Source organism: Petroclostridium sp. X23, from assembly GCF_030013905.1.
Taxonomy (GTDB): domain Bacteria; phylum Bacillota; class Clostridia; order SK-Y3; family SK-Y3; genus X23.
Genome location: NZ_CP124862.1, coordinates 4000171 through 4011978 on the forward strand (window position 1 = coordinate 4000171; position 11808 = coordinate 4011978).

5 protein-coding genes and 3 rRNA genes are annotated in these 11808 nt (G+C 42.4%); 6 read left to right on the forward strand and 2 right to left on the reverse strand.

What is annotated here, in order from left to right; genetic code table 11:
* Window positions 1-191 precede the first annotated feature (191 nt).
* The 3 genes from QKW49_RS18820 (at window position 192) to rrf (ending at window position 5413) form a co-directional block, all read left to right on the forward strand.
* Window positions 192-1716: ribosomal RNA gene (locus QKW49_RS18820) — 16S ribosomal RNA — on the forward strand.
* 493 nt (window positions 1717-2209) lie between these two features.
* A 23S ribosomal RNA gene (locus QKW49_RS18825) occupies window positions 2210-5054 on the forward strand.
* A gap of 242 nt (window positions 5055-5296) precedes the next feature.
* Window positions 5297-5413 (forward strand): 5S ribosomal RNA (gene rrf / locus QKW49_RS18830).
* The 16S, 23S and 5S rRNA genes sit together here, the layout of an rRNA operon.
* A gap of 129 nt (window positions 5414-5542) precedes the next feature.
* On the opposite strand, the gene QKW49_RS18835 is transcribed toward rrf, so the two are convergent.
* A complete protein-coding gene (locus QKW49_RS18835; protein ID WP_282864184.1) occupies window positions 5543-6928 on the reverse strand; it encodes a hypothetical protein in 1386 nt (461 codons plus the stop codon).
* Between the two features lie 86 nt (window positions 6929-7014).
* A complete protein-coding gene (locus QKW49_RS18840; protein WP_282864185.1) occupies window positions 7015-7230 on the reverse strand; it encodes a hypothetical protein in 216 nt (71 codons plus the stop codon).
* A 261-nt stretch (window positions 7231-7491) separates the two neighbouring features.
* Between QKW49_RS18840 and QKW49_RS18845 the strand changes: the two genes are divergently transcribed.
* The 3 genes from QKW49_RS18845 to QKW49_RS18855 all read left to right on the forward strand — a co-directional run bounded on the left by QKW49_RS18845 (window position 7492) and on the right by QKW49_RS18855 (window position 11795).
* Window positions 7492-7926 (forward strand): MarR family transcriptional regulator, encoded by a 435-nt coding sequence (locus tag QKW49_RS18845; RefSeq protein ID WP_282864186.1) that lies wholly within the window; start codon window positions 7492-7494, stop codon window positions 7924-7926.
* A gap of 198 nt (window positions 7927-8124) precedes the next feature.
* Complete coding sequence (locus QKW49_RS18850; RefSeq protein ID WP_282864187.1) at window positions 8125-9570, forward strand: MFS transporter; 1446 nt, start codon at window positions 8125-8127, stop codon at window positions 9568-9570.
* Window positions 9571-9809: 239 nt separating this feature from the next.
* On the forward strand, window positions 9810-11795 hold the full coding sequence (locus QKW49_RS18855; protein ID WP_282864188.1) for a carbohydrate-binding domain-containing protein: 1986 nt from the start codon (window positions 9810-9812) through the stop codon (window positions 11793-11795).
* The last annotated feature ends 13 nt before the right edge of the window (window positions 11796-11808 follow it).

An 11808-nucleotide genomic window follows, 5' to 3' on the forward strand; every position in this document is an offset into this window, starting at 1 on the left:
GCAAAGCTGCTTCAGTGAGCAGTACTAAATTGGTCTTTGAAAATTGGATAGCGTAAGAGGTTCTCGTTTAATATAGTTAATAATTAATAACGAATAGTTAATAATTATTGATGATTTGAGAAAACTTTAGCGTACTTTATAACAAAGTAAAGCTAGTGATAATTTTGAGCTAATTAAACGTTCAATAAATTTTTATTGAGAGTTTGATCCTGGCTCAGGACGAACGCTGGCGGCGTGCCTAACACATGCAAGTCGAGCGGAGATTGGTTGAAGGTTTACCGGATACCAATTTTAGCGGCGGACGGGTGAGTAACGCGTGAGTAACCTGCCTTATACAGGGGGATAACACATCGAAAGATGTGCTAATACCGCATGATATCAGATAGTCGCATGGCTGTTTGATCAAAGGAGCAATCCGGTATAAGATGGACTCGCGTCTGATTAGCTGGTTGGTGAGGTAAAAGCTCACCAAGGCGACGATCAGTAGCCGACCTGAGAGGGTGATCGGCCACATTGGGACTGAGACACGGCCCAGACTCCTACGGGAGGCAGCAGTGGGGAATATTGCGCAATGGGGGAAACCCTGACGCAGCAACGCCGCGTGAAGGAAGAAGGCTTTCGGGTCGTAAACTTTTGTCTTCTGGGAAGAAACATGACGGTACCAGAGGAGGAAGCCACGGCTAACTACGTGCCAGCAGCCGCGGTAATACGTAGGTGGCGAGCGTTGTCCGGAATTACTGGGTGTAAAGGGCGTGTAGGCGGGACTGCAAGTCAGATGTGAAATACCGGGGCTCAACCCCGGGGCTGCATTTGAAACTGTAGTTCTTGAGTGCAGGAGAGGAAAGCGGAATTCCTAGTGTAGCGGTGAAATGCGTAGATATTAGGAGGAACACCAGTGGCGAAGGCGGCTTTCTGGACTGTAACTGACGCTGAGGCGCGAAAGCGTGGGGAGCGAACAGGATTAGATACCCTGGTAGTCCACGCCGTAAACGATGGATACTAGGTGTTGGGGGTATCGACCCCTCCAGTGCCGGAGTTAACACAATAAGTATCCCACCTGGGGAGTACGGCCGCAAGGTTGAAACTCAAAGGAATTGACGGGGGCCCGCACAAGCAGTGGAGTATGTGGTTTAATTCGAAGCAACGCGAAGAACCTTACCAGGGCTTGACATCTACAGAATCCCAAAGAGATTTGGGAGTGCCTTCGGGAACTGTAAGACAGGTGGTGCATGGTTGTCGTCAGCTCGTGTCGTGAGATGTTGGGTTAAGTCCCGCAACGAGCGCAACCCCTATTGTTAGTTGCCATCATTAAGTTGGGCACTCTAGCGAGACTGCCGGTGACAAATCGGAGGAAGGTGGGGACGACGTCAAATCATCATGCCCCTTATGTCCTGGGCTACACACGTACTACAATGGCCATTAACAGAGCGAAGCAAGACGGTGACGTGGAGCAAATCGCCAAAAATGGTCCCAGTTCAGATTGTAGGCTGAAACTCGCCTACATGAAGTCGGAATTGCTAGTAATCGCGGATCAGCATGCCGCGGTGAATACGTTCCCGGGCCTTGTACACACCGCCCGTCACACCATGAGAGTCGGTAACACCCGAAGCCTGTGAGCTAACCGTAAGGAGGCAGCAGTCGAAGGTGGGGCTGATGATTGGGGTGAAGTCGTAACAAGGTAGCCGTATCGGAAGGTGCGGCTGGATCACCTCCTTTCTAAGGAGCAGAGCTCCAGTTAATAGTGAATAACGAATAGTTAATAATTATTAACGGATGGAGCCAATCCTATGGTCGATAGATCATATTAGTATGATCTTCACGAGAACTCTTACGCTATTTAATTTTGAAAGACCAAGTTCTTTTTAGTGAATAGTTAATAGTGAATAATGAATAGTTTAAAAGCTATGAATGGAAGCTGTTAGCAGTCACTAAGAAAATGATCTTTCAAAAGTTAATAGAAGATAACTGTTCATTATTAGTTATTCACTATTAACTAAACAAAATGTACCTTGAAAACTAAACAATGTAAAGACATGAGGAAAAGATTAAAAAAGGGTAATCGCAGTGGAACCACTGTATTACACTACAATTTTAAAGGAAAACTTTACTCATATAATTCTTAAGGAGAACACCAGACTGTTGAGGTGAAAAGCAGTAGGAAGATGAATAACACTATTCATTATTCACTACTAACTATTCACTAAACAAAGGTCAAGCTAATAAGAGCACAGGGTGGATGCCTTGGCATTAGGAGCCGAAGAAGGACGCGATAAGCTGCGAAAAGCTGCGGTAAGGCGCAAATAGCCATTGACCCGCAGATATCCGAATGGGGGAACCCGGCTGGAGCAATATCCAGTCACCATGCAGTGAATTCATAGCTGTATGGAGGAATACCCGCTGAACTGAAACATCTAAGTAGGCGGAGGAAGAGAAAGAAACATCGATTCCCTAAGTAGTGGCGAGCGAACGGGGAAGAGGCCAAACCTGAAGTAGCAATACTTTAGGGGTTGCGGACTGCAATATGTATCATGAAGGTTAGCAAAACTACCTGGAAAGGTAGACCATAGAGGGTAAGAGTCCCGTATGTGAAAACCGAAGTGAGCTAGCAGGATCCAGAGTACCATGGGACACGAGAAATCCTGTGGGAAGCAGGAGGGACCACCCTCCAAGCCTAAATACTACCTAATGACCGATAGCGCATAGTACCGTGAGGGAAAGGTGAAAAGAACCCCGGGAGGGGAGTGAAATAGAACCTGAAACCCTGTGTTTACAAGCAGACAAAGCACATTAAGGTGCGATGTCGTACTTTTTGTAGAACGGTCCGGCGAGTGTATGTAACGAGCAAGGTTAAGGTGTTAAGCACCGCAGCCGAAGGGAAACCGAGTCTTAAAAGGGCGCGCAGTTCGTTGTATACGACCCGAAACCGGGTGACCTACCCATGGACAGGTTGAAGCGGAAGTAAAATTTCGTGGAGGACCGAACCCACCAATGTTGAAAAATTGGGGGATGAGCTGTGGGTAGCGGAGAAATTCCAATCGAACTCGGAGATAGCTGGTTCTCCCCGAAATAGCTTTAGGGCTAGCCTCGGATTAATTTAGCGGAGGTAAAGCACTGAATGGGCTAGGGGCCTTATCCGGTTACCGAACCCTATCAAACTCTGAATGCCGCATAAATGATGTCCGGGAGTCAGACTATGGGAGATAAGTTTCATAGTCAAAAGGGAAACAGCCCAGATCAACAGCTAAGGTCCCTAAATAGATTTAAGTGGAAAAGGATGTGGAGTTGCTAAAACAACCAGGATGTTGGCTTAGAAGCAGCCACTCATTTAAAGAGTGCGTAATAGCTCACTGGTCGAGTGATTCTGCGCCGAAAATGTAACGGGGCTAAAATCTATACCGAAGCTTTGGCAGTAGCAATACTGGGTAGGGGAGCTTTCTATGACAGGTTGAAGCATGACCGCAAGGACATGTGGACGAGATAGAAGAGAGAATGCCGGAATGAGTAGCGAGAATTATGTGAGAATCATAATCGTCGAAAACCTAAGGTTTCCTGAGGAAGGTTCGTCCGCTCAGGGTTAGTCGGGAGCTAAGGCGAGGCCGAGAGGCGTAGTCGATGCACATACGGTTGAAATTCCGTAACCACCGAAGCCGATAAGTATATAAGGGACGCAGGAAGATAGTCTGACCGCACCGTTGGTTGAGTGCGGCGAAAGGGAGCGAAAACAAGTAGCGAAGCAGACGATTCTACACTGACGAGAAAAGCTTATATATTGGTTAGGTGCCCGTACCGCAAACCGACACAGGTGGGTGAGGAGAGAATCCTAAGACGAACGGGAGAAGCGTTGTTAAGGAACTCGGCAAATTGACCCCGTAACTTCGGGAGAAGGGGTGCCAGGGTGACCTGGCCGCAGAGAATAGGCCCAAGCGACTGTTTAGCAAAAACACAGGTCTCTGCTAAGTCGAAAGACGACGTATAGGGGCTGACGCCTGCCCGGTGCTGGAAGGTTAAGGGGAATGCTTAGCGCAAGCGAAGGTGTGAACTTAAGCCCCAGTAAACGGCGGCCGTAACTATAACGGTCCTAAGGTAGCGAAATTCCTTGTCAGGTAAGTTCTGACCCGCACGAATGGCGTAACGACTTGGGCACTGTCTCAACAACGTACCCGGCGAAATTGTAGTACCGGTGAAGATGCCGGTTACCCGCGACAAGACGGAAAGACCCCATGGAGCTTTACTGTAGCCTGATATTGGATTTTGGTATTTCATGTACAGGATAGGTGGGAGACTGAGAAGATAGCACGCCAGTGTTGTCGGAGTCGACGTTGGGATACCACTCTTGAGATACTGAAATTCTAACCAGTACCCGTAATCCGGGTATGGGACACTGTCAGGTGGGCAGTTTGACTGGGGCGGTCGCCTCCAAAAGAGTAACGGAGGCGCTCAAAGGTTAGCTCAGCGCGGTCGGAAATCGCGCAAAGAGTGCAAACGCATAAGCTAGCCTAACTGTGAGAGAGACACCTCGAACAGTAACGAAAGTTGGAGTTAGTGATCCGGCGGTATGAGAGTGGAATTGCCGTCGCTCAACGGATAAAAGCTACCCTGGGGATAACAGGCTTATCTCCCCCAAGAGTCCACATCGACGGGGAGGTTTGGCACCTCGATGTCGGCTCATCGCATCCTGGAGCTGTAGTAGGTTCCAAGGGTTGGGCTGTTCGCCCATTAAAGCGGTACGCGAGCTGGGTTCAGAACGTCGTGAGACAGTTCGGTCCCTATCTGTCGCGGGCGCAGGAGATTTGAAGGGAGCTGTCCTTAGTACGAGAGGACCGGGATGGACGCACCTCTGGTGCACCAGTTGTCATGCCAATGGCACAGCTGGGTAGCTAAGTGCGGAAGGGATAAACGCTGAAGGCATCTAAGCGTGAAGCCCCCCCTAAGATAAGATTTCCCATAGCGTAAGCTAGTAAGGTCCCACGTAGACTATGTGGTAGATAGGTCGGAGGTGGAAGTGCAGTAATGTATGGAGCTAACCGATACTAATAGACCGAGGGCTTGACCAAAAGGAATTTACAATGGACAATGTACAATGTACAATGACCATTAGTAAACAAAGAGAGATATATATGAAGTAGGTTTTTCCAAAGAAGTACTCATGATTTACATTGTATAGTTTTGAAGGTACATTAAAAAATGTACAATGGACAATGATCCAATGTACAATGAAGTACCAGAAAAGAGCAATAAAATTGTACATTGTCCATTGAAACATTGTACAATCATTCAAACAAAGTTTGAATGGCATTCCGGTGATTTTAACGTGGAGGCTACACCCGTTCCCATTCCGAACACGGTAGTTAAGCTCCACAGTGCCGATGATACTTGGAGGGTGACTTCCTGGGAAAGTAGGTCGTTGCCGGAACTGAAAAAAAGCACATCCATTAGGATGTGCTTTTTTTATTATCGGGAAAAATGTACAATGCACAATGATCCAATGTAAATATATATGACAGAGAAAAGCAATAAAATTGTACATCGAAACATTGTACATTTATTCAGGTTCACTTGCTAGCGTTTCTTTTTCGAGCATGATATAAAACTTCCGCACACCGACCCACCATTCCTTATCTTCCGCATACTTGCGGTTGATCCATTGAAAAGGATCTACTCCTTCCGGACGATCTTTTGAAAGAGATAGAATGGTTTTGGCGGCAATAGTGGATGAATCTTTAATGTTTGTATTGTATTTTTTCCAGCTGCCAAAAACATTATATGGATTATTTGCAATTTTTTCAGTATGGCGAGTGTTCTTTGGGACAAAAGATTGCTCTTGTCCGGTGATGGAGAATAACACCAATGGGTTGATATCATATTCGCGAGCCGTTGAGATAATGGTCTCAAAATAAGGTTCGTCTGCAAGCAGGGAGTTGCGGGATACCAGAAACTTCTTTAGCTTGCTGGTGTTAATATTGTGATATCTTAGTTTTTCAGGTAGTACACCGGCAGCAGTTTTTTTACTTTCTATTCTTTCAGTTTCTTTAGGTGCGGTAGCCGGTATTACACCACTATTTTCTGAATTGGATGTGGTTGTATATATGAAGTCATGTTTCATATATGTGGTCGGCTGAATTTCTTTGGAAGCCAATAGGCTTTCCACCATGACAGTCGGCTGTTCTGATGCTGTAGTTTCTATATATCCGGGATTTTGAACGACGATTATTACAGTAGCTAGTAGAGAAAGAGCCATAAGCGCCGTTTGCCAGCGTGAGGATAGATTATGAAATACAACTTTCTTAAAAAACTTGTTGCAGAGCAACGCAGCTTGTGTCCATCTCGAAACCATATCATACAATATGGTTGTGGATTTGACTGACATTGAAATATCATCGCTGCGTATAGAAGCAGCTTCTATCGGGTCAACAAGAACTTCGGCGTATGTTAAAGCATCTTCCGATGTATTCTTTGTTGTCTCATGAAACAGCGTAGAAGCTGATTTTGTTATCAAAGAATCAGTGTTCCAGCCTGAAGAGATAACAGTAGAATGCTCATAAAGAATTTCGGAAAAATACTGTGTAATGTTTTCAGCAACAGTCTCCTCCCATCCTTTACCTTTCAACCACTCTTTTAGTGAATGCAAAGTATTTTCCGGTTTATGATCAAGACCGAAATAAGAATGAATGACATCGGACTGGCTAATGTTCATCTGACCCTTTGCAAGTGTATTCTCGATAATACGTTTTCTGAGTAAGCTTCTATAGGTATCTTCAAACTCTTTTAAGGTATCATCAAGAATGCGGTGAAGGGTATTGGAAAGCAACTCTACTCTTTTATGCTCCAGTATATGAGGATACTTGGTATAAATATAATTTTTAATGCGATATATCTGCCCCTCGTTTAACAGAGTATTTGACTCAAGGACGTGAAGCATTTGATCCATAGTAAGCCTCCCGATGCTGAAAAATAGAAAAATATTTACCTGCTATATTTTGTATCGGAAGAATTTTCTTATTTCATTAGAGATTTTTATAGCCATTCTACTATATTATTCACGCCGTTAAATCTATGCAATATCTCCCTGATCGCTTCTTCACTGCTACTAAAGGACTCATGCATGTCACTAATGTATAGATATCCTTCTTTTCCATCTACTTCTGTAATAGATGCAGTAATATTTTTACCATTCATAGTAATTGATCCATAGTTTTCAAGATGCTGAATCATTTTTTCTATTTTTTCCATAAAGGTTCATACCTCCTTAGAGCTAGTTTATCAAACTCTTTAAATAATATTCATAAGAGTAAAACTAACAAAATAGTTGACTAATCAACTATTTTGTTGTATTTTATTATGTGACTAAAGAAAGTATCATCATAATTTACTTTAGCTTTTGTTAAAGAGTGACTATCTTATTCTGTTATTACTATTTTATGCAAAAATGCGATTATAGCCAGAGAAAGAAGATGATTTTATAAATACGTTAAAAAGAGAGGGGCATAAGATATGAAAGAAGGGAAGCCGCCATTAACAAAACTTGCTAATAACCTTTATAGATGTACCCAAGCTTATGCAAATGAGGCGCTTGCAAAATATAAACTAAGCAGTGGAACATACCCGTATTTGCTTACGCTTTATGAAAAGGAAGGCATCAACCAAAATCAAATCAGTAAAGAGCTGAATATTGATAAGGCGATGTCTGCAAGGGCTATTAAGCGGTTAATTGAACTTGAATATTTAATTAAGGAAGAAGATCATGAAGACTCACGGGCGTACAGATTATTTCTGACAGAGAAAGGTAAAGCAATCGTTCCATTGGTTAAGAAGGAATTATACCGGTGGAATGCAGTGATAGCAAAAGGTTTAAGTGCCCAGGAAGAGGAGGCAGTGATAAATCTATTGAGTAAGGTTTTAGAAAATGCACAAAGATATAGAAAATAACTATATAAATAACTATATAAATAACACTAAGTACATTACAGTCAGGCGTAGAAGAAAAAATGTGACACGGGGACGGTTTTCATGTCACAACGGTTTTGGGTGACAGGAGAACCGTCCCCGTGTTACATTTTTGAACGAGTATGTAATATACTTAGTGTGACGTATATATAAGTAAGAAAAGGATAAAGGATGAGGTAAATGAACGAAAAAATATATAAGAATAGAATGCTTATTTTAATTAATGTTGTACTGATGACATTTATGGCCTGCCTGGATGGCAGTATCGTAAATGTGGCGCTGCCAATAATGGCTGAAAAGCTAGGGGTGACCACAGAAGCGATTTCGTGGGTGGTCACCTCATATTTGATAGCGATTGTTACAACAATTTTGATATTTGGCAAGTTGGGAGATATAAAGGGAAAAACGAAAATATTTAAGTTTGGAATCGTCTTGTTTACATTAGGTTCATTAATGTGCGGGATTTCAAATTCGTTTTCCGTTTTAGTGATTTCCAGAGTTGTTCAGGCTATCGGCGCAGCCGGTGCTATGGCTACAAATCAAGGAATTATAACCCAGGTATTTCCCAAAAATGAAAGAGGACGGGCTTTGGGGATTTCTGGAACATTTGTAGCGTTAGGATCATTGGTTGGGCCGCCTTTAGGTGGTTTTATCGTAAGCGTCCTAAGTTGGAAGTATATCTTTTTAATCAATTTGCCTATTGGACTATTTACATTATTGATGGGAGCAAAAGTGCTTCCTTCAAGTGATGATAATACATCGGAGAAATTTGATATTACGGGAGCATTTTTAATCATCATCGTGATGATAACGCTATTCGGCTCATTAATTATAGGAGAAGATATAGGATATGTGCACCCCATGATTATCACGGGTCTTATGATTGCGGCAGTAGCCATGGTGATATTTATTATGGTGGAAAAAAGGGTGCCTGTACCGCTTTTGAAGCTGGAGATTTTTAAGAATAGATTGTTTTCTCTGAGTATTTTTTGCGGTTTTATTTCATTTGTCGCTATCTTTTGTTCAAATATTATTCAGCCGTTTTATCTTCAAAATGTTATGAGACTTTCTCCAGCAGTTACAGGGTTGATTATGATGACCTTTCCGCTGATTTTATCGGTAGTAGCTCCTATCAGCGGTCATCTATCCGATAAAATCGGATCGGAGTTTCTGACATTTTTAGGTTTGCTGCTCACCAGTGTGGGACTATTTCTTATGTCCACTCTCAATGAGCATTCCGATTTGCTAACTATGATTGTTTTCATAGCGATAATGTCATTGGGGAATGGATTGTTTCAATCTCCAAATAATTCTCTGGTTATGTCTACAGTCCCTCCAAATAAGCTTGGGATCGCAGGCAGTGTCAATGCTTTAGTAAGAAATCTAGGAATGGTTTTTGGAATAACCCTGGCAACTACGCTGCTGTATAATCGGATGAGCCATAAACTCGGATATGATGTTGTGGACTACGTACAAGGACAAGAAGAAGCGTTTATCTATGGGATGAGGTATGTCTATATCACTGCAGCCGTTATATGCACAGTAGGCGCGTTACTGACTGCTTACCGATTATATACAAGAAGGATGAACAAGAAGAGTGATGTGGAGAATTATAATGAACACTAAGTACGATAGCTCATATAGAGCCTCTATAGCATTTTAGTCGAATATAAGTGAGGATAATCGGAGCGTATATATTTATAAGAAAAAACTAATAAATTTCTCTAATCATTTAAGGTTTGTTTAAGATTTAAATTGTAAAATGAACACATGAAAATCAAAAACAAACTTAGTTTAAGCAATGACTTAAGCATTCTATGCTCAAATGTTTAATGACGTAAATAGTCAAAAAGGAGAGATTTATTATGAACAGAAAATCGAAATATTTTAAATTATTGGCAGTGCTTTTATGCACAACACTTTTATATTCTTGTACTAACAAATCTACAACACCGAAAAATACTGATCCTCAATCGAATGCAGCCGAACAATCGAACTTAAGTGTTGCTGGTGACAAAGAGATCAGTAGCGTTATAAGTGAGCTGGTCACCTATGATAATGACGAATATTATGTTGATTGGGAAAATCAAAATCCAAATTATATCGAGTTAAAGGGGACGGATGCTAACTTAACAGGTTTAGGGGCAGAAATGAAGGACGGTAAAATTACAATCACAAAAGCAGGGATATATGTAATCAGCGGAATCTTGGATAACGGTCAAATCGTTATTGATGAAGAAGATAAGGGGATCGTTAGATTGGTGTTAAATGGAGCAGAAATAAATTGTTTTGACAATGCTCCGATTTATGTGAAAAATGCAGGAAAAACCATTATCACTTTACAAGATGGGACAGAGAATGTAATATCCGATGGAGAAGAATATGTTTTTTCTGATGCTTCTACCGATGAACCAAATGCAGCAATCTTTAGTAAAGATGATCTTATTATAAACGGAACCGGAAAATTAATTGTTCGAGGGAATTATAATAATGGGATTACAAGCAAAGATGATTTGAAAGTCGTCGGAGGAAATATTCAAATATATTCAGCGGATGACGGATTAATGGGCCGGGATATGGTGGCAATTAAAGAGGGGAATATAATTATTGAAGCCGTTGGAGATGGAATCAAATCTACCAATGATACGGATACTTCCAAAGGATTCATAGCCGTTGAAGCAGGAACTTTCGACATAAAAGCAGGTAGTGACGGAATACAAGCGGAGACATCAGTGCTTATCACTGATGGCACATTTACGATTTCTTCCGGTGGTGGCAGTGGAAATAGCAGCAAGAAAATTAGCGGTAACAGACAAAAACCATGGGGAGACGCAAGCAATAATACAATCACAACTACTGATGAAACGGAATCAGAAAGTGCAAAAGCCATTAAGGCTGCTGCAGAAATTGTTATCGGCGGAGGTAACTTCAACATTGATTCTTCTGATGACGCGATACACAGCAACAACAGCGTTACCATAATAGGCGGTGACATTTTCATTGCTTCCGGTGACGATGGAATTCATGCAGATTCGTCTATCATCATAAAAGGTGGGAAAATTAATATTACAAAAAGCTATGAAGGCATAGAGAGCGCGGTTATAACGGTTTCAGATGGAGAAATTCATGTTACTGCCAGCGATGATGGTATCAATGTTGCGGGAGGTAATGATGGATCATCCTTACAAGGACGTCACGGACAAAATAATTTTAGTGCTTCAGGAAACTACAAGCTTAATATAAATGGCGGATATATTGTAGTTGATGCGTCGGGGGATGGCCTGGACGCAAATGGCTCAATTTATATGACTGACGGCACAGTGATTGTAAATGGTCCAACAACTAATGGGAATGGTGCCCTGGATTATGACGGAACATTTGAAATGAGTGGTGGATTACTGGTTGCTGCCGGGAGTGCAGGAATGGCACAGGCACCTTCTGACCAATCGTCTCAGTATTCAATCATTATGAATTATTCACAGACACAGCCGGCAGGTACTGTTGCTCATCTGGAAGACAGTAACGGTAATACCATCGTGACGTTTTCGCCTGAAAAGAATTATCAATCTTTAGTGATTAGCTCGCCGGAGCTAAAAAAGGATATGACCTATACACTTTACACCGGAGGAACATCCACGGGAAGTGGAGCTGATGGTCTTTATACTGATGGGAAATATGAAGGTGGGACAAAGATCGTAGACTTTACGATATCAAATGTTGTCACATGGCTGTCAGAAGCGGGAGTAACAACCGCAAAAAGCGCTCAGCCGGGAGGACCCAACGGTGGTGGAGGATTTGGCGGAGATCAAAATCGGCCTCAGAGAGGAATGGCCCCAATGGATACGAACTAAACTGTAGAAAGGG

Excerpts from the sequence above, each read along its gene's own strand:
- QKW49_RS18840 (WP_282864185.1), bottom strand. The coding sequence starts at position 7,230 with ATGGAAAAAATAGAAAAAATGATTCAGCATCTTGAAAACTATGGATCA.
- QKW49_RS18850 (WP_282864187.1), top strand. The coding sequence starts at position 8,125 with ATGAACGAAAAAATATATAAGAATAGAATGCTTATTTTAATTAATGTT.
- QKW49_RS18855 (WP_282864188.1), top strand. The coding sequence starts at position 9,810 with ATGAACAGAAAATCGAAATATTTTAAATTATTGGCAGTGCTTTTATGC.
- QKW49_RS18845 (WP_282864186.1), top strand. The coding sequence starts at position 7,492 with ATGAAAGAAGGGAAGCCGCCATTAACAAAACTTGCTAATAACCTTTAT.
- QKW49_RS18835 (WP_282864184.1), bottom strand. The coding sequence starts at position 6,928 with ATGGATCAAATGCTTCACGTCCTTGAGTCAAATACTCTGTTAAACGAG.